Consider the following 22,100-nt stretch of genomic DNA (forward strand, 5'->3'; position numbering starts at 1 on the left):
ATATAATCATATTGACTCACATTGAGTCTTTTAATGTGGCAAGTGATAAGGAGATTTAAATGAAGATCAAATCATCTGCAGCTGGATTACTAATCGCTACTGCTATGATTCTAGCAGTAGGACCTACCCAAGCAGCATGTTATAAGAATCAACCGGGATGGCACATGGTTTCAAAAAAGTGTGGTATTAAACCCGCCGCGAACTGGCAACAATATGAGAGCGGAGTCTATACTCCACCAGTAACAGGTAAAAGCTTACTTCCCTCTTTTTAAATAATACGAGTAGCTCTTATTAGTTAGTGTAATATGAGCTACTTTTTGGTTAGAAATTTTCGTTTTTCATAATCATTTGAATAATGCAGATTGGCTCATGTTTATTTTGCCTCTGGTCATTGTACCTCAGCTTCTAAAGCGAGTAAGTTGTCAGTAGTGAGGCAACAATTAAAAAATTAATTTATTTTTGATGCACATATCTTCCTGGCGCCTCAGGAAGAGAGGGGTCTAGATCTGGTGGTGAGACGCGTTTATGGGAACTGTTATGTACTAACCAATCATGCCATGCTATCCACCACGAACCTTCTCTTTTTTTTGCTTTATTCAACCACTTTTTGGGGCCAATATACGGCATATTCTTTTTGTTTTCATGAATAAAATAAATGCGTCTAGGATGATTAGGCTCACTAACAATTCCTGCATTGTGGCCGCCATTTGTTAGTACAAAGGTGATATCAGTATGTATCATTAAATGTATTTTATATACAGATTCCCAAGGCGCGATATGATCTTTTTCAGGACTTACTGCAAAAATGGGCAAATGAATATTACTAGGTGCCACTATTTCATCTTCTACACGAAAATGCCCTTCTGCAAATTCGTTATGAAGGAATAGCTTATCAAGGTATTCTGTATGCATTTTATAGGGCATCCGGGTTGCATCAGCATTCCAGGCAAGTAGATCAATCATTCCTCGGTTTGTCCCTGTCATATAATCATCAATCATTTTTGACCATATCAGATCGTAGGTACGTAACATCTGAAAAGAACCTGCCATCTGTTTGGGATCCAGATAGCCTTTCTCCCACATCATATTTTTGAGAAAATTTATTTCGCTCTCGTTGATAAACAGCATGAGCTCACCAGCTTTCGTAAAATCTCCTTGTGCTGCTAGTAAAGAAAGGCTTTTAAGGCGATTATCATGATTTCTTGCCATGGCCGCAGCCACAATCATAGCGAGTGTTCCGCCAAGGCAATATCCCATTAAATGAATTTTTGTTTTAGGTAAAATAGCGTTAACCGTATCAATTGCTGCCATTGCACCTTGACGGTAGTACTCATCCATTCCTAAGTCTCGGTCATTTTCATCTGGATTACGCCATGAAATAATAAATACAGTATGTCCTTGTTCAACAAGCCATTTAACTAATGAGTTTTTTGAAGATAAATCTAAAATGTAATATTTCATAATCCAGGCTGGGACTATTAAAATTGGCTCTTTAAATACCGTGTTAGTTTGTGGCTTATATTGAATTAATTCAATCAGGTGATTTGTGAATACCACTTTGCCTGAGGTAATTGCAACATTTTTCCCTGGTTTGAATTTTTCAGCTCCTGGTGGAGGTAAACCAGCTAATCTTCTCAACAAATGTTCAAATGCAATTTGAGTACCACGAATCAAATTTACACCGCCTGAGCGAAGTGTTTCATTAAAAAGATCTGGATTAGTCATGACAAAATTTGAGGGTGATAAAGCATCAAGTAATTGACGGATATAAAAGGAAACGGTGCGCTCCGAACGATTAGATAGTCCAGGTACTTTTGTTGTAGCATGTTGCCACCAATCTTCAATATGGAGAAAAACTTCAGCATAGAAACGCCAGGGCAATAATTGCCAATTTTCCTTATGAAACCGAACATCTTTTCCTTGCGCGGGTTGTCTGTCATAAATTAAATGAGTCAAAAATTCTGGGGTATGCATTATTGGATAAAAATTTAGCCCTAAGAGATGTCCTGGTGATTGAGCTAATTGCAAAAGCCAAGCACAATGAGAGGTTCCTATTACTGCTGGACTCATCCCCATGGTAATCTTGCCTAGATTTGCCTGATATAATTTATTAATGTAATAAAAAAAATCATCAATTTTATTCATATACTCAGAATAACTTTCGGTATTCACTACATTTGTTTGGAAAACAGGTTGTTTATCGGTTGATGTATTTTTTTTTACAAGACCTTTTGTAGCCATTTGATTCCATCCTTTGAAGAGCGATTATCGCTTTAAATAGTTCATTGATATAAATTATAGTGTTATTTTTAAGGTTACGTGTGCATCAGCACTGGTAATTGTATTATTGGATGATGTGACAATCTCTTGTGAATAATCAGGGGTATTCGTTTTTCAGTTTTATTTGAGAACAGCCAAATGATTGTTATAAAATCTTTTTGTTAAGATTGTAAACCTTTATACTTGGCTTTACTGTTGCTATTATTTTATTATGGGTATTCTCTCTATTTTATAGAGAAGATCTAGAAGGTGTTGATCCATGAAATTATCTAAAAAATTGTGTTTTATGTTAGCTTATTTACTGGTACTACTGCCTTTTATTGGTTTTTATTACGGTAATTTTTATACATTTCTTCCTTTTTTTGTATTATTTACAGTGGTTCCTGCCATTGATTATTGGTTCGTTGATCCAAGTAATCCAAGCACTACTGAAGAACAAGAATTGCAACAAGAACGCTATTTCAAACTTCTTACGTGGTTCTACGTTCCCTTGCAATGCTGCGTTTTGATTTTTTCAGTTTATCTTGTTGTTCATTATACTTTAAGTTTTATTGAGCTGATTGGTTTTAGTGTGTCAATAGGTCTTTTGACTGGGGGAATAGGAATTACTCTTGCCCATGAACTGATGCATAAAAATTCGATCATTGATCAAACGCTAAGTAAAATTTTATTAGTAACTGTAGGCTATGGCCATTTTTTTATTGAGCATGTACGTGGGCATCATGTTCATGTTGCTACCCCTAAAGATCCAGCAACATCGCGATTAGGCGAAAGTTTATACCAGTTTTTGCCACGAACACTTGTTGGTTCATTTAAATCTTCTTTGTTAATTGAACGGAAACGTTTGGAACGTTTAGGATATCCAAATTATCATTTAAAGAATCAATTCTGGTGGATAATTAGTACCCCAATTATTTTGGCGTTGGCTATTTTTTGTTACGGGGGTTGGCGCGCTCTTTTTTTCTTTGTTCTTCAAGCGGTGACAGCGATTTTACTGCTGGAGATCATTAACTATGTTGAGCATTATGGGTTAGAGCGTAAGAAACTAGCAAATGGGTACTATGAGAAAGTTTCTCCGCAACATTCATGGAATGCGAATCACTGGCTCAGTAATATGCTTCTTTTTCATTTGCAGAGACATTCTGACCACCATACCTATGGTGCTCGTCCTTATCAGATATTAAGGCATATTGATTCAAGTCCGCAATTGCCTTCCGGGTATTTAGGAATGATGATTCTAGCACTTTTCCCTCCTTTATGGCGACGGATTATGGATAAACGGGTTATTGCCAAACGAGCAGAGGGGAGCATAAATAACTCTTTGTGAGTTAATTTTGTCTACTGCAAGGCAAGGGTGGATCTATTCTTTAGCCAGGTGAGACTCCATCTCTAGAGCTTTCACTGTCTTCATCTTCGGGAGTTTTAGGTGTTTTAATTCCATCTTGATGAGTTGCTTTGCTTTTCTCCAAAAAGCTATCCTCAGATGCTTCAATTTGAGGAGCTTTTTTGGGAATTGACGTCTTTTCTTGCTTCAATTTTAAGAGACTAGAATCTTTATCTTCTTTGCTAATCTCATGCAAATTAGATGCATTTTCGATTTCCTTTTGTAATGTGTGTTGAACCTTTTCACCTTCGGGAGTGAGAGATTGAGCAATAATATATTCAGAACTATGTCCTACGTTGGTGTCAATATTTTGTGCTTGATGTAAAGACTGTTTCGCATTAGCCTGAGATTTTTGGGCTTGATAATTTTTAATTCGGTTGACTGCAAATGAGCTGACAAGTGTAGTGACAGTGATAGCGCTCGCCGCCAACATCAATGTTGCTCCTATGGGGGCGGCAGGAGTTAACATTAAAATTGCACCTACTACGGCTAGAATACCCGCGCTAACATATATTCCTTTTCTTGCAAGTTCCCATCGACTGGTTCGTTTTTCTTGGAGTTCTAAAAGTTTAGAGCTCTTATTGGCAAAAACAATGCTTTTATTGTCTAACTCTTTAATTACAGACTCTAAATGTTCCGATGTTTTTTTGAGTTCTGTTTTTAGGCTTTCAATTTTTTTAGGATCAATTGTTAAGGGAGGCTGATCGAGCTCATGCATGAGTTTCTTTTTGAGCTTTGAAATCTTATTGACATCCTGATCAAGTGAGTTTTCTAAATCATTTAGTTGTTGTTCTAATTGATGGACTTCTTTTTCCAACGCTTTTCTTTCCCGCCATTCATGAAAATAATTAAATGCGGTTCTACCTAAGCCTATAGTAGTAATTGCTAATACAAAAGCACCTACTCCTACAGGTCCTCCTACTGCAGCAATGGCTAATGAGCCAAGCACAATAGTGGCAACAGAAAGACCCATAAGTATGGCCTCGTTAGGTTTAGGTTTTCGCTTTTCTAAAGCACATAAAAGAGGAATAGTGGTAAACCCAAGTATCCCTGTTACCAATGCGCCAATTCCACCACCATGGATCAATAACTTAGATGCTTCTTCAGGAATGTGAATGAGTGTATGGGCGTTATCAGCAATCTCACCGAAAAGTTTGGTAATTTCATTGCCCTGACTTGCGAGCTCCATAATTTGAGCAATTATTTCGACTTTTTTAGCACGACCAATTTCTTGTTTTTCATTATCGCTGACATGTTTTTGAAGGCGAATTGTATCCAACTCGGAGAAATAAGCCTGTACTAGACATTTAATTTTTTTTGCTTTTAAAGCGTTTTCGATTGATTCTATAGTTTGTTGATCAATGGTTAATTGTGTTTGTAAATTTTTTGTAATTGCAGACATTCTTCTCTTCTTAATCACAGCTTATTATTCAAAGTTTAGAATAAAAAAGTGTTTTTCGGGTATGAACATTGAAGAATGGTGGTTTTTGCCAGTTTGGCGCCTTAGTAATTCGTTATGTTCTACGAAAAACAACAATTTGCTAAAACAATTTTTAAGAAAGCATAATTTGTGGCACAGTGGCTATGCCTCATTCAGGAGATACCTCAGTTTGTTTGAGTTGCGGTACTTGCAGTTCTTTTTGGATACCTCAAAGTAAATTATTCCCATCGGAGTTTTGTAATTTTAAAAAAGGAATTTGCCCAATTAAACTAATCACCGCGATACAGATAAACGTTACGTGAAAGGAAGTCATAGTAAAAGAGCCAAATGAATAATTAAATAAATGCATGCTCCAAGCAGCGATAGAAATTCCAAGCGACACGAATAGTTGTTGGGTCGTGCTGTTTAAACTGGTTGCCGCAGCATATTTTTCGTTTTCAATGTCTGAAAAACATAATACGTTGAGTAATAATAGAATAATGGCAGAAAAAAATCCTAGTGAAATCATTATCGACCATGCAAACACATTCGCTTGTTCAATGAAGCATAACAGCACAGTAGCAAGACATGTTCCAAAGTTAGACCAAAGGAGTGTTTTTTTAAAGCCAAATCTTTTTAGGTATCGCGCAATAAAAATTCGGCTAAATAGGTATCCGATAGCCATAGAGGAAATTAATAATCCGCTTTCAGTTGGTGACATGGTCAATGCAAGCTGGAAATACAATACCATGATAAATGCCCGTGCGCCCAAAGTAATGCGGCTTATAGCACTACTAAAAAAACACAGCCTATAAGTTCTAATTTTAAATAATTTAAAATGGATTATCTGATGTGTTGATTTGCGTTCGATAAGCAGATAAATAATAAAACTGATTAGGATAAGTATGATCATTATCAACTGATCACGGATGCTGTTGATTTCGGAGGTAGTATCTAACCAATAAGCTGTAATTGCCAAAAATAGAGCTAATGGAATAAAAGAAGGCCAATTGAAGGGCTGCGTTGATTGAGTGTAATTGTCAACAAAGCGCAAGGTTGCAAACAACATCAAAAGTGCAAAGGGAATATTGACATAAAAAATAAAGCGCCAGCTTAAATGAGAGACTAATAATCCTCCAATATAAGGGGCTAATAAAGGGCCTAATAGCAAAGGCATAGAAATGAACATATAAACTTTGACTAATTCTTGTTTGGAAAATACTCGTAACATCAATAACCGGCCTACAGGGACCAATAAGGCTCCTGCAATGCCCTGTAAAGCACGAAAGCAAGTAAGTTGGAGTAAAGAAGTTGCCCAACCACATAATAAAGAAAATAAGCCAAAGGAAAAAATTGCAATCATCAAAATGATTTTAGTACCAAATTTATCTGCTAAATAGCCGCTAATGGGAATAAAAACAGACAAACTAATTAAATAACTCGTAATAGGGAGTTTTAAGCTCAGAGTGGGGACACCTAATGATTGCGCCATGGCCGGGATTGCTACATTTAAAATATTGGTATCAATGCTTTCCATCATCATCATGGTACCAATAATAACTACAGCAAATAATTGTTTGGTAGAATAGCTTGATAATTGCAACATATTTATAGACTCTCAATCGTACTTAAGTGTGACAGTTAGTTTTGACCATTTCTGAATAGAGACGGTTTTTAACTGCCTTGGGTTTCTGCTACTCCGTGTATGGTTAATGATGTTCCCTGAAATGGGTTGTGTTTGAGTTCTACCTGAATGCCAAACACTTTTTCAAATAATTGGGGATCGAGGTTAGACTGAATTGTGCTCTGATGCATCAGTCTGCCTTGATCAATAATTATCAAATAATCAGCAAATTGAATGACTTGTGGGATATCATGTAAGACAACCACAATAGTTTTCCCTAACTCCTTTTTTAATTTTTGCAACAGCAACAAAGTTTCTAATTGGTGGCGTATGTCTAAAAAAGCGGTAGGTTCATCGAGTAACAAAACATCACTATTTTGAGCAAGTGCCATAGCTATCCAAGCCCGCTTTTGCTGTCCACCGGATAATTTTGACAAACAATGATCACTTTTATCTTCTAAATTCACCTGTTTGATAGCCCAATGGATTTGATCCTGTCCGTTTTCATTGAATCCAAACCAAGTCTGATGGCTAAAACGCCCAAAACTGACTAACTCTTTAACGGTCATTGATCCGGGCGCTTCCGGGTTTTGCATTAAGAACGACATTTTTCGTGCTAATTGTTTGCGACTATAGAAATCGATTGATTGCTTATCAATGTATACCTTGCCACTGTGCGGTTTCATCAAGCCTGACAGTGTTTTCAACAGTGTAGACTTGCCAGAACCATTGGGTCCAATAATTGCAGTTACTTGGTTTGCAGGGATTTTTAGGCTTAAGTTTTTAATAATATGAGTGCGTTCTGAAAAAACATTAAGATTTGTTGCATTAATTTCAACCATAATAATTCCTGTGCATTGTTTTTAACAAATAGAGAAAGAATGGTGTCCCTATAAAAATTAAGACTATTCCTATGGGAATTTCTAAAGGATAGAACATAATGCGGCTGATTAAATCTGCTCCGAGGACTAAACAGCAACCGATCAATAGAGAACCATATAAGTTAGAGCGATGACTATGGCCAAAGAGAATTCGAGACATATTGGGCGCAATGAAGCCAATAAACCCTAAACTGCCGCAAGTGCTTATGGCACTTGCTGACATATACAACGCTAATCCAATGAAAAAAATTTGCCAAAATCTCAATGGTAATCCAACTGATCGGGAAATATCTGTGTGAAGCATGATGACATCCAGGTAGGGAGCACAAAATAAACAAAGAGTGATGCAAATTAGAACGGAGTAAGTCATAAAGCCGAGCTGTTGCCAACTGGCCTGGTACAAAGTCCCATTTAAAAAATGTAAGAGGGTATGAATGTTTTCCTTAGATTCAATCACTAAAAATTGACTCAAGGCTTTGAATAAAATGCTTAGGGCAATGCCAATAATAATCAAACGAATGTTATCAATTTGGCGATTGCTTGTACTTAGGATGGTGGTCAATCCAAAACCAAAGAGTGCTCCGATTAAGGCATATCCTAATACACCTTGTTGAGTATCAAAGACATGAGAAAAAAATAGAATAGCAAAAATGGCAGTAGCATTAACTCCTAAAATATCTGGAGATGCTACTGGATTTTTGTGTATTGCTTGAAAAATACTGCCTGCTAAAGCAAATAATATCCCAGTGTAAATACTCGTGATTAAGCGTGGAATTCTGATGTCAAAGAGGATGAAATAATTGCTTTTATCCAAGTGGTTCATTTGCCATAAGTCATGTAATGAGAATGTTGTCTTACCAAAGAGCAGTGTTGCAATTGATAAAGTAATAACGAGAGCAACTAATAGGACAATTTTAAACCGCATTTAGTGCAAACTCCTTGCTCGTATGATTAACAAGGGTACACCTAGTATGGCAATAAATAAATTAAGCGGTGCTTCCCAATCTGGATAAAGAACGCGCATACACAGATCACTAGCTAATAACAATATACTCCCCACACAGGCAGTGACTAAAGCAAAATGATGAGGCTTATTACTTGAAATGAATAATTTACTGCAGTGTAGGGCCAGAAGCGGAAAAAATAATAATGGCCCGACAATTAAAACTGAGCTTGTGCTTAGGATCAAAATGACTCCTAAAAATAAGCACAGTATTTTATTCACCTGTACACCTATATTTTTTGCAACATCAGTACCTAAAGATAAAAGATAACCTTGCTTCATAAAAACTATGGCTAACACACTTGTTAATAAAAGAACTGAACCAAAAGTTTCTAATAATGTCCAATTACTGTTCGCTAACGATCCATTCAAACTTACTAATAATGCGTCTGCATATTGGGGGGCAAGCATGAGCAATAATTGACAGAGCACATAACAGAACAAGTTGATAGCTTGTCCTATGAGTATTAATTTCAATGGAGAAAACCCCAGTTTGAACGACATGAGAAAAGTCACTAACCCAGCACCTGTTCCAGCTAGAATCCCACAAAGAAATAGATTCTTCATCATCATAGACTGCGTCAACACAACACTGGCGATAACTCCAACAAAAACCCCTTGATTAATACCAAGCAAACTAGGACAACCTAATTCATTACCTGAAATATAAAATAAGATTACCCCTGTTAATGCTAGAGCAGCTCCAACAAGGACTGCACAAACAGTGCGGGGAATACGTATGCTTTCTAAAAGAATCGATTCTATACTCATATCTTTATGGTGTATAAAATTGATGATTTTGCTTATAGAAATGGGGATAGTTCCAATGCTTAAAGAACTCAGTATCAAAGCTAGTAAAACCATTACCAACATAATATAAGTGCCAAATAGCTTCATTTTCTAATCATCTCTAAATGAGAAATATTGTAAATTATTGGTTAATTGGTTTTGATTTAATAAGCATATTTGTTGTTTTTCTAACCAACCTTTATCATAAATTTGATGTAAATAATTGATGCCACTGTCTGGAATAATACATACCGCTTTATCTGCATAATCCTGTAATAAATAGCTCATTGCGGCAAAAAGGACTAAACCACCGGAGCCACCGAGCAGCATTCCTGCATGTTTTGCCATTAAATGACACATTGAAATTGCATCTTGATCGCTCACATGACAAACTTTATTAAAAACATCTAAATCGACATTCGCACTTCTCCAAGACAAGCCAACACCATTTAATAAATAAGGTTTAAATGGCTTACCAAATATTGCTGAACCTATAACATCACAAGCAATCACTTCGACATCGGGTTTATGATATTTGATGTATCGAGCAATGCCTGTCATATGCCCACCAGTGCTGACTGCTCCAAAAATGCTATTCATCTCAAGATCAAGTATTTCTTTAGCTGTTTGGGAAAAATGAAAGTTTGGATTGGCTTGGTTGTCGTATTGATTGGGCCAATAAGCATGCTTGTAGTGTTCTAGCAATTCGCGTACCTTTTGAATTCTTGTTTTTTGATATCCTCCTTCGTCGTCGGTTTCTGTCACAATCACTACTTCAGCCCCATAAGCCTCACACCAATTTTTAAATGTTTGTGGAACCTTGGGATCAACGACTAATATTACTTTAAAGTTCATGACTGCGCCGAGCATGGCCAATGATTTACCTAAATTACCTGATGTCGACTCAATGACTATGCCTCCTGGTTGTAGTTTTCCTGAGGAAAAAGCATGTTGGATTAAGCCTAATGCAGTTCTATCTTTAATGCTAAAAGTTGGATTAAAAGACTCCAATTTTAACAAGAGTTGTTTTCTACTCGATAAAAGAGGGTGGGTGAGTTCTATGACTGGTGTGTTACCGATTAATTCATCTATGCGCTGTAATTTATTTCTCATGATTTCTATCTACTGTAGTAAAGCCAAAGGGACGTTGATTTGTGGAATACAATTAATGGTTATTTCATGTCGTGTTGATTTGCTATCGAATAATTTACCGCTTTGTCCGGCGTTGATGATTAATTGGTTATCTATTTCAGCGTTATCTTTATAGAAATAAACTTTAATATAAGGATTTTTATAGCTGGTCAAAATACAAGGAATATATTTCAGTCCTAATTTTTGTGCAATCTGATGACGATGATGGCCATCCATAATCACTTTAGTGTTTTTATCAACCAATAATGGATGTGTCCAACACTGCATGGACGTAATTTTTTTCAACCAATAACTAAAATTATTTGGGCAAAATTTTTCATGGGGTTTGAGTACTTCTATTGGTAATAAACGCACAGTTAATAAATCACCAATAAAATCGATGCGTTTACTGTTCATAAAATTTCTCCATTTCGGTTAAACCAGGAAAAGAGGTCGAGTATTACCGCACGACTTAAAATCTTACAACACACTGCTTTCCCGAGTTATGGTTTGAAAGGATTACATCATAAATGATAATGATTATCATTTGCAATATTAATTTTACTGATCTAGAATGCAATTTCATTAACATGACAAATGAGTGAAGTGATGTTCCAAATAAAACAATATTGGCGAGCAATCTGCCTTTCTTCCATTGGAATTCTATGTAATTTTGCTCATGCTAGCTCCCACTCTCACATGGACCAGACGGCAATTCCTAAGCGCATTGTAGTATTAGAATTTAGTTTGCTGGATAATTTAAATCAGCTTGGTTTAAAACCAGTGGGTGTTGGAACGAGTGGATTTTTATATGAGGGGGCAGATCCTGATTATTTAGAATCAATTATAGCGAAAACTCCGAGCGTTGGTGCACGTGAAGCACCTAATCTTGAAGCAATAGCCTCTTTAAAACCTGACTTAATTATTGGAGATATTGATTTTAATCAAGCGATTCAAGCGCAATTGGAAAAAATTGCACCTACAATTTTGTTAAAAGGAATTTTTGGCTTGCCGGAACAACAGATAGACAACCTTAACATCATCGCTCAGAAAACGAATACCATGTCTCAAGTTCCTTCAATTGTAGCAAACTATCAAAAGCAATATATAGTGGCCCAAAAGCTAGCTAAAAAAGGAGGGCACTCAAAAGTGCTTATCGGATTCCCTACGGCCAACAACAGCTTCAATGCTCTTGCTCATAACTCAATTACCAGCCAAATTCTCGACCAATTTGAAAAACATAACATGATTACGGAAGATACTTCGAGTCAATTGTATGAGCTCTCGCTGGAGGGTTTACTAAGAAAAAATCCCGATCAAATCGTTATTTTGCTGACAGGTGATGATCGCAGTGCTTTTGTCAATTTTCAAAAAAATCCATTATGGCAACAACTGAATGCAGTTAAAAATCATAAAGTTTATTTCGCGGATCGTAACATATGGGGTAAGTCGCATGGGCTTGAAGCTTTGACATTAATGTATCAAGAAGGAATTCAAACGGGGTTTCTAGGCAATACGCCAACTAAAGAGATCATTGCCATAGCTAATTGATATTGGAGATGCATATGAAAAAAATAGCAGTATTAGGTTGTGGTCATGGTGGTCAAGCACTGGCAGGACATTTAAGTCTTATGGGGCATGAGGTATCTTTGTATGCCGATCCGCAACATCCAGGCGCTTTTCATGCCATTTACCAGCAAAAAGGCATTTACTTAACTGGTGAAATAGAGGGGTTTGCACCAATCCATGCGATGCATACTGATTTGCAACCCTGTATAGAAAAAGCAGAAGTTATTCTTATGGCTTTACCTGCTTTTGCATGCGAGCAGTTAATGCCTGATTTATTACCCTATCTTCGTGCAGGTCAAATCATTGTTAATTTAGCAGGGTATTTTTCCTCTGTTTTTGCCCATCAATTGATAACCAATAGTTCTTACGAAAAAGAGATCAGATTAGCCGAGCTTACGTCTTTTCCTTACGCGTGTAGAGCAAATAATGAAGGTGGTGTACATATTGTCGCAACCAAACAATTTGTTGGTATTGCCAGTGTACCTAAAAATCAGATTTATGAAATAATCAAAGAATTATCTGATGTAATACCCTGCCCATTGTATGCCAAATCGAGTGTGCTTGAAGTGGGTCTTTATAATACTAGCGGTATCGGCCATACCCCAGCAATTTTGTTTAATGCAGCGAGAATTGGCAATCAAGATATGTTTTATTTTTATAATCAAGGGATTTCAGAAGAAACAGCCCAAGTCTTGATGCGTTTAGATGAGGAGCGTTTGTTAATAGGCAATAAACTAGGGTATGACATACCTCCTCACTATGAGGTTTTAAATAGGTATTATGGACATCAATTTACATCCATTTATGATTATTTTAAAAACTCACCGATTCATAATTCCATTTCATTTTTTCCTGCGTCTACAAAAACCCGATATGTCCAAGAAGATGTGCCATTTATATTAGTTCCTTGGTATACCTTAGGTGAGAGTTTAGGTGTTGATGTTCGTGGCATTAAAACGATTATCGATGCAATGTCATTGCTGCATAATACGGATTATCTTGCAATGGGTAGAAAATTAAATTCTGAGATCATCACGGCTTATCAATAATTCCTATCCCGTATACATAGTATTTATACGGGATAGCTACGCACTTGATTTGTTCTTTTTTAAACAGTCAAGGCTTAAAATCAAGTGCTATTTTTTGGTTACTAATATCAAATTTATCCAATACTTTTTTCACTGTACCTAATGGGAAACTTTGAGCATGAGCCTGTATCTCATGAAAGCTAATTGGCTTGCCTTTTAATAAATCAGAAACAAACTCACTTGTGCCAAAAAACCTGACTCTCATGCTGTCTTCTTGTGCTTGTGCAAGTTCTTTTTTGAATAATTCCATACTAAATGTGGGTTTTTTTCCTGGATTTTCTAGCTCTTCTTGTTTTTGGCGTAGTAAAGTTGTATGTTCATTGGAGGTCACTAAATTTTGAGTGATGCTAAAATAGCTATTCTTATCTGCTCTATATGCACTTCCGAATTCATTAGGAAGACTTTTAAAACCATCCCATAATAATCCTTCTATGATGGTTTCTTCAGGCAGATTTTCAATAAAACTAAAAATTGCAAATTTATGATTTTCACTTACAGTGATAAGTCCGATAACCAAGGGAGATGAGTCATAATCATCCTTTTTCTGCATGGCGAGTAAAAAGGTCTTTGCTTCTAAATTATAATTGATTGATGGAAATGTGTCTGTAAAATTTCTGAACTTTCTGATTGTAATATTAATACTGTCCTGGCTTTCGTTATATGATAAATTTTGCGCACTTGTGTAATAACCTTCTGGAAAATCAACCTCAAAACTGACGGAAGTATCACGTCCATGACAATGAGTTCTTGTAGCAACTCCCATATTGAGAAAATCAGGGGGAATATAAATATAGACTCTGGTGTTACCAAGTCTGAGATCTGATGCAAGCTCATTGGGTTTCAAGGCAGAGTATCCTCCGTCATTATCTTTCTTGGCTGAGTCTTTAGTGCCGTTATCTTTGTTGGCTTTTTTTGCGTTATGAAAGAACCGTTTATAATTTTCCGGACGCAATTTTTCATTACTGGCAATGGATTGATCATATAATGATTTTTTATCCGGATCGGAGAGAACCGTATATGCTTCATTAACTTTTTTAAATGCCTCAGTCCATTTTTCTTTTTCTGTTTGATGCTTGTCTGGATGAACCTCTCGGGATTTATTCTTATAGGCTTGCTTTAAATATTGACTATCATTAGCCTTTTCTTTGTCATCAATACCAAGAATTTTATAATAATCTTTGTTTAAATACTCTTTAATCACTTCTTCATTTGCAGCCATTATTAAACTCCAATTTATTGAAAATATTTCTTTATTTTATAATTGGATAATTAATAATTTATTAGGCTAACCTTACATGTTAAGCATAGGCCCAACATTAATTGCAGCCACACAAATTAATTATTCATGGGATTGAGGTTTTTTTCGTAGTATTTTTAGCTCACTATGTTTGGATTTATCATCTAAGATTTTTTGCTGGGCACGTCTTGAGCGCCTTTTCTTTTGGCGTTTTAATTTTTCAATTTTTTGCTGTTTTTGTGATTTTTCAAGGTTCAAAATCGCATTTAATTTTTCACAAAGCCGTATTCTTGCAAAATATCGATTGTCTTCACGGCTTCTTGATTCCTGGCATTTAATTTCCAAGCCAGAAGGTTCATGCTTTAAATAAACAGTTGAGGCAGTTTTATGCAGCTTCTGCCCCCCTTTACCACTGCCCAGTATAAATTTTTCAATGAGATATGCTTCGTTGATGCTCAATTTCATCATTAATTCTGCTAGCCTATCCCATTTCTCTTTATTAATCATACTTTGTGGACTATTTATGGCGTTATTTATTCTTCTTGGAAATCATCTGCGTTTGTTAAAAATTTATCTTCATGATCAAGAACAAAAGCGGCAAAAATTCGAATGATTCGATCATCAATTTGTTCAGGATAGTGCACAGTGACACTCCAGTTGTTGTCATGGAAGTTTCGATTGAACTCGGCAATTGGGTGGGGATTATTTATTGATGGTAAAATGACAAACCGGTCAAAGCTTGAATTGGCGTAGGCAAACCCGATTGCAGTAGCTTTTCCTGATTCATCATATTCATAAATAGTAAATTTTGCTGATTCAAGGGTCGCTAAATTTCCGTCTATAAATCCAATTTGTAAACCACGAGTGTCATAAACATCAATTTCTTTAGCCCAATTGTATAAAGAACCTAAAGAAATAATTCGTGTAATTCCAGTGGCTTGCCAGCCATTTTTATTCGATAAATCATAGTTCGTACGGATACGAAATGCACTCTTTTTTACTGAGCCTGGATAGGTTTCTCTTTGAGTGGATTTAATTTGATAAATTTCAGAAAGTTTATAAATATGTTTCGTAACGATAAAATCATAAGGATGATCTTCATGAACGCCATAACTATTAGCAGTCGCGTAGGACAGTGCAAATAGGAAAAAGAAAGATGACGCCAATAACTTTCGCATTTATAGACCCCTTAGTTGAAATAATATCAGGAGATGACAATATGATCATCAGTTGAAAAACGAAGTGTATACTAAATCAAATTGATTCATTAATAAATTAGTTTCAATGAGATGATGTATCAGGATGCATTGTCTTTTGACTCGTCCTGGATTGCATCATGTACTGTCTTAATTATAAGTTGAGTTTCTCTTGTGTCTGTTCTAAAATAAACCATTTTCTATAGGGCTAATATATGTCTTTGGAATCCTCGCTTCAAAAAGGTATTGCAGATTTTAGTTTAATCATTGGCAAAGGTTTAATTTATGGTGGAGGCGCGGGTCTATTCATTATGGCTGCGATAGGAACCATAGCGATTGATCTTGTATTACTCGCCTATGCTGAAAAACATCATAATGATTTTATGACTGGATGGATTTTAGGAACTATGTTTTGGGGGCCAAGAATTGATCCGGTACCACTTCTTATTGTTTCTCCTCTAACCTCATTGATTGCTGTAGGTTTATCATTGGCTTTAGGCGTACCTCAAGTTGGTGTCGCGATATTGGCTGGATGGGCTTTAGCTTCTACTGTTTTTGCTATTGGGTGTGCTTTAGTTTCTTTGTCGGAGCCTATGAATCTTGAACCTGAATATAATCGGGTTAGTCTTTTTACGTGTGCTTGATTTTCAAAGTATCTCATTAGAAATAAAAGAAAAGGAATGACGAAGTTGTAACCTCTATTCTGCTGCCCACAGAAATAAACTATAAGATGATTATTGTCACTAAGTTGGTATGGCCAAATCTATTATACCATGTCACACTTAGAAATAATCGATCGAGGGTTTGGGATATTTACTTATGTATTTACTTTTTGATTTTGATGGAACCATAGTAAATAGTTATGACTGTGTTATTGAAACAACCAACTTATTGGCCGAACAATTTAACTTAAGGAAGATCGAGAAACATGAAATGGAACATCTTCGTGATCTGACATTTCTAGAAGTAAAAAGTTTTTTGGGGGTTCCCTTTTATAAAATACCTTCGCTAATACGGGAAATTAGAAGGCTTTTATTTGATCAAATGATAAATATACAACCCGTCACTAATATTTCTCCAGTGTTAGAGACTTTTTATAACTCTGGATATTGTCTCGGGATCTTGACTTCCAATTCGATTGAAAATGTTCGTGTTTGGCTGGAAATGAATCAAATTCATCACTTTTTTAGTTTTATCCATGATGAATCATCTCATTTTTCGAAACGTTCTTTGCTGAAAAGGACATTGAAGAAGTATAAAATTGATAAAAATAAGGTTTTTTATATAGGGGACGAGGCTCGAGATATTGAGGCTGCAAAAAGGAATAATATTCAGTCAATTGCAGTCACTTGGGGCTATAATTCCGAGAGAATTTTATTACAGTATCAACCAACTTATCTTGTGAAACAACCAGAGGATCTCCTCAGTATATGTCTCCAAAATTCTGAGACTGATGATTAGAACATTTGCACGGTTTGGGATAGTTACAAAAGGGCGGATCATTTCTTTAGGGTTAACAAAGCCTATAACAAAAGGAATTATTGGTTGCTTTGTCAAACGCTGCGAGCCCTTACTTTCATTCTGACTATCCCCAAAAATTCTTAACTCATGATTAAGCGATTTACAAAATAATGTTTTTTAGTGAAAAGGCATGTTCATGCCTTTTCATCATCTCTAATGACACGAGTTTGGCTGACCTGTCTTATTACAGATAGGGGTATGGTGCTCAACACACGATTGATGTGTGGTGATTTGACAAGGAGGGGTAGGTTCGCTTTGGAAAATGGTTGCTAAACACTCTCCTTGATTCTTAAAAATTAAAGCTGAGTCGCAATGCTTGGTTTGTGATAAAGGAGTGCAAATGAGTTTATCGAAATCCAGGCAGTAAGGGTTATTTGCTTCCAAATCATCATACGGGATGCATGCACAGTATCGATAGATATCAGGAAAACAACCATTTTCATCAGGACCACAGAGAAAATAACGGTTGTTACTGTAACAAGAGAGGGTAATCATGAAATACAGGATCATGAAGAGATTTATTTTTTTCATTATTCTTATTCCTTTTAGTTGGACAGTTTATTTGCGTTTCTAGGATTATGATTTAACGTAATTTCCTTGTTCGTTAATCTCTTTATCCTTGTTTTATTCGAGATGCAACATCATTATTCGTAAGCAATAAACTAGAATAGGTTTGAACTTATTGATGAACTCTTGTTTTTTGCAAGTCAATATGGCGAGGGCATCTCATAAAACTTTGTATTTTTAACATAAAATAAAAATAATTGGAATTATTTATATGTTTCAATGGATTACATGTCTTGGGAACGATACTTTTTAGTGGTGTTTCATTCAAAGCCTAATTGCCTCCAAGCCTCATATAAAATAACAGCAACTGCATTCGCAAGATTTAAGCTGCGATTATGTTCACGCATTGGAATATAAAGGGATGTAAATTTCTCTAACACTTCTTTTGGTAATCCATTGGATTCGGGTCCGAATAAAAACATGTTTTCGGTGGCATATTGCATTTTCGAGTAACATTTTTCAGCTCTGGCACTGCACGCATAAATTGTTTTTTGCTGATGTTGCAGAATAAATGTTTCCCAATTTTCATAGTGTGAAATGCAAGCCCACTCATGATAATCTAATCCTGCACGTCGTAATGCTTTTTCCTGTAATGAAAAACCTAAAGGGTGTATTAAATGTAATTGTGCTCCTGTATTGGCACATAGGCGAATGATATTTCCCGTATTTGGGGGGATTTCAGGTTGATAAAGGGCAATATGAAGCATAAGTTATTATCAAATAAAAAATAGTAATGATATAACACTGCAGGCACGTTAAAAACCCTGGTTTCATTAATGACAAGCGAATAAAACGATTTGTTGCGATCCTATAAACCCACTGGTATATTGCAAAATGATGTAATTTTTCGAACTCCTTAAGGTGTACTATTCGCCCATGGATAAATCAACTTTGTCATCAAAATCGATTATTTATTAAGATGATGACCTTATGATAAAAATCACGATATTAAAATTTCGATTCATCATGGTGCGCTGTCTAGCAAAATTTAATCCTTTAATTTTTATAATTTTTCTGATAGGAATTGTTTTACAAGGCTGTCTCTCATCGCGACAGGATCAACCATCGCCTCAAGTTCCTAAAAAATGGCCTCAGCAAACCAAACAAGTAAAAATGGATGATCGCATCGACTTGCCTGACATGGCATGGTGGCGACAATTAAATAACTCTGAATTAGATCAACTGATCCAACAAGCACTTCGTAATAATAGTAACGTTCACATTGCCGCGGCTAATCTTCAATATGCACAAGCACAACTAAAGCAAGTTAAATTAAATTGGATACCTGGAATGAGCATCTTGTCTGGTTATAGCCAAATGCCTAATTTAGGAGATCCGGGTGCATTTGTGGCTTTATTTCCACAATATGTTCTCAATATTTTTCAACAAATAAAGCAACAAAAAAGTGCAAAATACCAGGTCGAAGCAAGTGCTCATGCCCAAGATGGCATACGGTTAGTCCTTATAGGTCAAGTATCAGCCGGCTATTTTACTCTTTTGGCACAGCGTGAGGCACAAAAAATATACCAACATTTATTACACGATGAAAATAAATTAATTTCATTATATCAAAGCCAATACCGTGCTGGTCTCATTTCGAAAGATAAAATAGATACATTAACCAGCCAAATGAAACAAACACAATCACAATACGTTATAACGCAGCACAATATCATTGTAAGTCAAAACACCTTACATTTTTTATTAAATCAAAATCCAGGCTCCTTACCTTATAAAGTCTCATTCAATCAAGTGCAAGATTTAAAAATAATCCCAGGGAATTTACCAGCCACAGTGCTTCAAAATCGTCCCGATGTACGTGAAGCAGAAGCAAAATTAAAAGCTGCGAATGTGGATATAGGCGTTGCGTGGGCGAATTTATTACCTTCTGTCAGACTTGACTCGCTCTTAGGCTTCAGTCAAATCTCAAACGGTGCTTTTGCTTTAAATGAAGCCTATATGAATACACCAGCGATTAATCCACCAGTCTTTGGACTCATTAAAGCAAGTCAAGCACGATCGCAAGCAATCTATTATGCATATCTGGATACGGTAAAAAAGGCTTTAAAGGAAGTGGATAATGCTTTATCTGCTTATTCGGCATATAGCGAACAATTATTCAAAAATCAATCTGGATTTTTGGATGAAAAAAAGCGTTGTGCTTTGGTTGACTCTCGGTATCGTCGGGGTATTGTCAGTTTATCTGAAGTGGTGTCTTGTCAGATTAAATTAGATTACTTCAAGTTGATAATTAATCAAAATAAATTGGAAAAAATGCTAACGCTCGTTGTATTATTTCAAGATTTAGGTGGTGGCTATCATGGGGTTTGATTCGCAAAAACTACTCCGTTCGATGCGCTTATCTTTGGCCTATTTGATTATATTTTGGATAACGACCTATTTGGTTATTCCAGAGCCTGGTTGGTGTTATGTAACCGCATTATCTGTTCTCTTTGAATATTCTACTGTAGGTGGAGTACTCACCAAGAGTTTTTTACGTATAACGGCAACATTATCAGCAGTTATTTACAGCATTGTCGTTGTTTATTTTTTTGCAAATATTGCGATTCTAAATCTGATTGCCCTAATTGGCGGCATATTTATCTATGCATATTTTTTCATGGGAAGTAAATTTCAGTATGGAGGTTTTTTAGGAAATTTAACCCTGGTGATGATGCTTATTAATTATAACAATCTTGATGTAGTTGTATTGCGACCATTTAATATTATTATTGGTCTTATCATCGCTTTAAGTCTTATGCGGTATTTCTATCCACAATACGCGCGCGATTTAGTCATCAAAACTCAAGCAGATATGCTTCTGCAACTTATAAATATCTTGAATGATTTTCTAAATAAATCTCAATCAGTACAAACAATTAAAGATAATTTTCTTGTACATGAAAATAAGTTTCTTGCTGATCTCACGAATTTTAATCGTTTTAATGAGGAAGCTCGATTTGAAACTCGAAAAGCCCCCTCGTTTACCAGTAAGAATATAAGTGCTCTGGGTTATACAAAACGTATTTATCATTTAGTCAGTGTGCTTGTTTTCCATCTAGCAAACGAGGAGCTGCGATCTTATGTTATTATCGATGATAATATTACGCAGGTACGGAATTATTTAAGTGTTTTGCGGGTAAGACTCCTTAATGTTGAACTTCCTGTATCCCCACAATTAGCACCCTTAGTGCTTAATAAAATACAAAAAGACTCTTTAAAAGAAGATGATCCAGAAGTATTCCTCGATATTATGTTTGTCGAGCTGGCCAAGGAATTAGGAGAGTTAAAACAAATAATCGATGACGTTCTTTTAATTCGCTCGAATAAATATTGCTTAACATAGGGTTGACTCATGTTATCTAAGATTTCATTTAGAATATCTAAAATTAGAAATAATTTTCCAATTAAAACAGTTGGTTGTGTTTTTATCGTGGTGTTCATTTTTTATTTTGTCTATTATTTTCCCTTCACTAATAATGCTTTTGTGGCGGCTAACATCCGTCCTGTTGCTGCAAATGTATCAGGTTATATCACTGATATTTATGTAAAAAATGAAGAGTATGTCAAGGTTGGCCAGCCATTATTCACAGTATTTAAGAAACCCTACGAATTAGCTTATCAAAATTATAAAGCTAGGGTCGCTAGCGCAAAAGCACAATTAATTTCCTTACAAAAGCAAGTTGAAATAACGCAACATAGCGTGCAAGCACAACGCGATGTTTATAAGAAAGTTGCCTTTGAATACCAACATTATCAATTGGCCCTTAGAGACAGCGCTGTGCCTAAAGTTACTGTACATAATTTGCTGCAAGAAAAAAATACAGCTTGGAGTACGTTAAAGGCATTAGAAAAAACGCTAGAAAAAGACAAACAAGATGTTATTGTGCAGCGGATGAATATTAAGTCTTTAATTGCGCATATGCGTAATGCTAAAGTAGATTTAGATGAAACAACAGTATATGCAAAAAATAATGGCATTATACAAAATATGTTTGTTGCCTTGGGGGCACCTGTTGAAATACGAAAGCCCTTATTTTCTTTCATTGATACGGATCATATGTTTATTCAGGCTAATTTTAATGAAACCGATTTACGAAATGTTAAAGCTGGCGATAAAGTTACAATTTATCCACGGATTTATTTTTGGAAAAAAGCCTATCACGGTGTCATTATTTCTAAAAACTGGGCCGCGAGTCGTCAAGTAACCGACCCACGCAGTCAAGAGCAAATTGTTACAAATAGTGAAAATAATTGGTTTTTATTACCGCAACGTTTCCCAGTTCAAATTATAATAACGGATTATGATCCTGAAAAATATCCGCTAAGTGTTGGATCTAGTGCGTATGTCTATATTCACAGTTAAAAGCAGACTATTTTGGTGTTATGTTGTCAATCTGCTGTGTAATC

22 protein-coding genes are annotated in these 22,100 nt (G+C 35.8%); 9 read left to right on the forward strand and 13 right to left on the reverse strand.

All coding sequences use genetic code 11. The features are described from left to right. The first annotated feature begins 59 nt into the window (after positions 1-59). Positions 60-272, forward strand: coding sequence for a hypothetical protein (locus EL220_RS06550; RefSeq protein ID WP_027271116.1), 213 nt, complete (start codon positions 60-62; stop codon positions 270-272). Between the two features lie 181 nt (positions 273-453). Here the strand turns inward: EL220_RS06550 and EL220_RS06555 are convergent, their stop codons facing one another. Beyond that, positions 454-2,241 (reverse strand): alpha/beta fold hydrolase, encoded by a 1,788-nt coding sequence (locus tag EL220_RS06555; RefSeq protein ID WP_027271115.1) that lies wholly within the window; start codon positions 2,239-2,241, stop codon positions 454-456. Positions 2,242-2,539: 298 nt separating this feature from the next. Between EL220_RS06555 and EL220_RS06560 the strand changes: the two genes are divergently transcribed. Next, complete coding sequence (locus EL220_RS06560; protein ID WP_027271114.1) at positions 2,540-3,607, forward strand: alkane 1-monooxygenase; 1,068 nt, start codon at positions 2,540-2,542, stop codon at positions 3,605-3,607. A gap of 40 nt (positions 3,608-3,647) precedes the next feature. Here the strand turns inward: EL220_RS06560 and EL220_RS06565 are convergent, their stop codons facing one another. The 7 genes from EL220_RS06565 to EL220_RS06595 all read right to left on the reverse strand — a co-directional run bounded on the left by EL220_RS06565 (position 3,648) and on the right by EL220_RS06595 (position 10,929). After that, complete coding sequence (locus EL220_RS06565; RefSeq protein WP_027271113.1) at positions 3,648-5,066, reverse strand: hypothetical protein; 1,419 nt, start codon at positions 5,064-5,066, stop codon at positions 3,648-3,650. Between the two features lie 247 nt (positions 5,067-5,313). Continuing rightward, positions 5,314-6,690 (reverse strand): MFS transporter, encoded by a 1,377-nt coding sequence (locus EL220_RS06570; protein WP_027271112.1) that lies wholly within the window; start codon positions 6,688-6,690, stop codon positions 5,314-5,316. A gap of 68 nt (positions 6,691-6,758) precedes the next feature. After that, the gene (locus EL220_RS06575; protein WP_027271111.1) at positions 6,759-7,550 is read right to left on the reverse strand and encodes an ABC transporter ATP-binding protein; all 792 of its coding nucleotides are present in this window, start codon (positions 7,548-7,550) and stop codon (positions 6,759-6,761) included. Further along, entirely contained in the window at positions 7,543-8,514 is a 972-nt protein-coding gene (locus EL220_RS06580) for a FecCD family ABC transporter permease (RefSeq protein WP_027271110.1), read from the reverse strand. The genes EL220_RS06575 and EL220_RS06580 overlap by 8 nt, the downstream gene beginning before the upstream one ends. Beyond that, on the reverse strand, positions 8,515-9,489 hold the full coding sequence (locus EL220_RS06585; protein ID WP_027271109.1) for an iron ABC transporter permease: 975 nt from the start codon (positions 9,487-9,489) through the stop codon (positions 8,515-8,517). It lies immediately after the preceding gene. A gap of 3 nt (positions 9,490-9,492) precedes the next feature. After that, positions 9,493-10,494, reverse strand: a complete 1,002-nt coding sequence (locus tag EL220_RS06590) for a cysteine synthase family protein (protein WP_027271108.1) — start codon at positions 10,492-10,494, stop codon at positions 9,493-9,495. Positions 10,495-10,503: 9 nt separating this feature from the next. Further along, on the reverse strand, positions 10,504-10,929 hold the full coding sequence (locus tag EL220_RS06595; protein WP_027271107.1) for a ParB N-terminal domain-containing protein: 426 nt from the start codon (positions 10,927-10,929) through the stop codon (positions 10,504-10,506). Between the two features lie 192 nt (positions 10,930-11,121). On the opposite strand from EL220_RS06595, the gene EL220_RS06600 reads away from it, so the two are divergent. Continuing rightward, entirely contained in the window at positions 11,122-12,063 is a 942-nt protein-coding gene (locus tag EL220_RS06600) for an ABC transporter substrate-binding protein (protein ID WP_232002673.1), read from the forward strand. Positions 12,064-12,077: 14 nt separating this feature from the next. After that, on the forward strand, positions 12,078-13,130 hold the full coding sequence (locus EL220_RS06605) for an NAD/NADP-dependent octopine/nopaline dehydrogenase family protein (RefSeq protein ID WP_232002674.1): 1,053 nt from the start codon (positions 12,078-12,080) through the stop codon (positions 13,128-13,130). Positions 13,131-13,197: 67 nt separating this feature from the next. Here EL220_RS06605 and EL220_RS06610 read toward each other — a convergent pair whose 3' ends face one another. The 3 genes from EL220_RS06610 to EL220_RS06620 all read right to left on the reverse strand — a co-directional run bounded on the left by EL220_RS06610 (position 13,198) and on the right by EL220_RS06620 (position 15,584). Further along, positions 13,198-14,388 carry a J domain-containing protein gene (locus EL220_RS06610; RefSeq protein WP_027271104.1) on the reverse strand — a complete coding sequence of 397 codons (1,191 nt, stop codon included), beginning with the start codon at positions 14,386-14,388 and terminating at the stop codon, positions 13,198-13,200. Positions 14,389-14,508: 120 nt separating this feature from the next. Then, entirely contained in the window at positions 14,509-14,913 is a 405-nt protein-coding gene (locus EL220_RS06615; protein WP_027271103.1) for a peptide chain release factor family protein, read from the reverse strand. 26 nt (positions 14,914-14,939) lie between these two features. Beyond that, positions 14,940-15,584 (reverse strand): hypothetical protein, encoded by a 645-nt coding sequence (locus EL220_RS06620; protein ID WP_027271102.1) that lies wholly within the window; start codon positions 15,582-15,584, stop codon positions 14,940-14,942. Between the two features lie 233 nt (positions 15,585-15,817). Here EL220_RS06620 and EL220_RS06625 point away from each other — a divergent pair, with 233 nt between their 5' ends. After that, positions 15,818-16,246 (forward strand): hypothetical protein, encoded by a 429-nt coding sequence (locus EL220_RS06625; RefSeq protein ID WP_027271101.1) that lies wholly within the window; start codon positions 15,818-15,820, stop codon positions 16,244-16,246. A gap of 175 nt (positions 16,247-16,421) precedes the next feature. Continuing rightward, positions 16,422-17,063: an HAD hydrolase-like protein gene (locus EL220_RS06630; RefSeq protein WP_027271100.1), complete on the forward strand. Its 642-nt coding sequence runs from the start codon at positions 16,422-16,424 to the stop codon at positions 17,061-17,063. A 213-nt stretch (positions 17,064-17,276) separates the two neighbouring features. Here the strand turns inward: EL220_RS06630 and EL220_RS06635 are convergent, their stop codons facing one another. Together EL220_RS06635 and EL220_RS06640 are read right to left on the reverse strand one after the other, a co-directional pair. Then, positions 17,277-17,654, reverse strand: coding sequence for a hypothetical protein (locus EL220_RS06635; protein WP_035906048.1), 378 nt, complete (start codon positions 17,652-17,654; stop codon positions 17,277-17,279). A gap of 296 nt (positions 17,655-17,950) precedes the next feature. Further along, complete coding sequence (locus EL220_RS06640; protein ID WP_027271098.1) at positions 17,951-18,397, reverse strand: tRNA (cytidine(34)-2'-O)-methyltransferase; 447 nt, start codon at positions 18,395-18,397, stop codon at positions 17,951-17,953. A 259-nt stretch (positions 18,398-18,656) separates the two neighbouring features. On the opposite strand from EL220_RS06640, the gene EL220_RS06645 reads away from it, so the two are divergent. The 3 genes from EL220_RS06645 to EL220_RS06655 are packed head-to-tail and all read left to right on the forward strand — an operon-like array spanning position 18,657 to position 22,056. Next, positions 18,657-20,021: a TolC family protein gene (locus EL220_RS06645; protein WP_065236240.1), complete on the forward strand. Its 1,365-nt coding sequence runs from the start codon at positions 18,657-18,659 to the stop codon at positions 20,019-20,021. After that, entirely contained in the window at positions 20,011-21,036 is a 1,026-nt protein-coding gene (locus EL220_RS06650; RefSeq protein WP_027271096.1) for an FUSC family protein, read from the forward strand. The genes EL220_RS06645 and EL220_RS06650 overlap by 11 nt, the downstream gene beginning before the upstream one ends. A gap of 9 nt (positions 21,037-21,045) precedes the next feature. Then, positions 21,046-22,056, forward strand: a complete 1,011-nt coding sequence (locus tag EL220_RS06655; protein ID WP_027271095.1) for an HlyD family secretion protein — start codon at positions 21,046-21,048, stop codon at positions 22,054-22,056. Positions 22,057-22,100 lie beyond the last annotated feature (44 nt).

This window comes from Legionella sainthelensi, from assembly GCF_900637685.1.
GTDB lineage: Bacteria > Pseudomonadota > Gammaproteobacteria > Legionellales > Legionellaceae > Legionella > Legionella sainthelensi.

Bases quoted from the DNA above. Each gene is read 5' to 3' on its own strand.
- EL220_RS06605 (WP_232002674.1), top strand. From the start codon at position 12,078: ATGAAAAAAATAGCAGTATTAGGTTGTGGTCATGGTGGTCAAGCACTG.
- EL220_RS06565 (WP_027271113.1), bottom strand. From the start codon at position 5,066: ATGTCTGCAATTACAAAAAATTTACAAACACAATTAACCATTGATCAA.
- EL220_RS06560 (WP_027271114.1), top strand. From the start codon at position 2,540: ATGAAATTATCTAAAAAATTGTGTTTTATGTTAGCTTATTTACTGGTA.
- EL220_RS06575 (WP_027271111.1), bottom strand. From the start codon at position 7,550: ATGGTTGAAATTAATGCAACAAATCTTAATGTTTTTTCAGAACGCACT.
- EL220_RS06570 (WP_027271112.1), bottom strand. From the start codon at position 6,690: ATGTTGCAATTATCAAGCTATTCTACCAAACAATTATTTGCTGTAGTT.
- EL220_RS06615 (WP_027271103.1), bottom strand. From the start codon at position 14,913: ATGATTAATAAAGAGAAATGGGATAGGCTAGCAGAATTAATGATGAAA.
- EL220_RS06650 (WP_027271096.1), top strand. From the start codon at position 20,011: ATGGGGTTTGATTCGCAAAAACTACTCCGTTCGATGCGCTTATCTTTG.
- EL220_RS06550 (WP_027271116.1), top strand. From the start codon at position 60: ATGAAGATCAAATCATCTGCAGCTGGATTACTAATCGCTACTGCTATG.
- EL220_RS06600 (WP_232002673.1), top strand. From the start codon at position 11,122: ATGTTCCAAATAAAACAATATTGGCGAGCAATCTGCCTTTCTTCCATT.
- EL220_RS06620 (WP_027271102.1), bottom strand. From the start codon at position 15,584: ATGCGAAAGTTATTGGCGTCATCTTTCTTTTTCCTATTTGCACTGTCC.
- EL220_RS06625 (WP_027271101.1), top strand. From the start codon at position 15,818: ATGTCTTTGGAATCCTCGCTTCAAAAAGGTATTGCAGATTTTAGTTTA.
- EL220_RS06580 (WP_027271110.1), bottom strand. From the start codon at position 8,514: ATGCGGTTTAAAATTGTCCTATTAGTTGCTCTCGTTATTACTTTATCA.
- EL220_RS06610 (WP_027271104.1), bottom strand. From the start codon at position 14,388: ATGGCTGCAAATGAAGAAGTGATTAAAGAGTATTTAAACAAAGATTAT.
- EL220_RS06635 (WP_035906048.1), bottom strand. From the start codon at position 17,654: ATGAAAAAAATAAATCTCTTCATGATCCTGTATTTCATGATTACCCTC.
- EL220_RS06645 (WP_065236240.1), top strand. From the start codon at position 18,657: ATGGTGCGCTGTCTAGCAAAATTTAATCCTTTAATTTTTATAATTTTT.
- EL220_RS06655 (WP_027271095.1), top strand. From the start codon at position 21,046: ATGTTATCTAAGATTTCATTTAGAATATCTAAAATTAGAAATAATTTT.
- EL220_RS06630 (WP_027271100.1), top strand. From the start codon at position 16,422: ATGTATTTACTTTTTGATTTTGATGGAACCATAGTAAATAGTTATGAC.
- EL220_RS06585 (WP_027271109.1), bottom strand. From the start codon at position 9,489: ATGAAGCTATTTGGCACTTATATTATGTTGGTAATGGTTTTACTAGCT.
- EL220_RS06590 (WP_027271108.1), bottom strand. From the start codon at position 10,494: ATGAGAAATAAATTACAGCGCATAGATGAATTAATCGGTAACACACCA.
- EL220_RS06555 (WP_027271115.1), bottom strand. From the start codon at position 2,241: ATGGCTACAAAAGGTCTTGTAAAAAAAAATACATCAACCGATAAACAA.
- EL220_RS06640 (WP_027271098.1), bottom strand. From the start codon at position 18,397: ATGCTTCATATTGCCCTTTATCAACCTGAAATCCCCCCAAATACGGGA.
- EL220_RS06595 (WP_027271107.1), bottom strand. From the start codon at position 10,929: ATGAACAGTAAACGCATCGATTTTATTGGTGATTTATTAACTGTGCGT.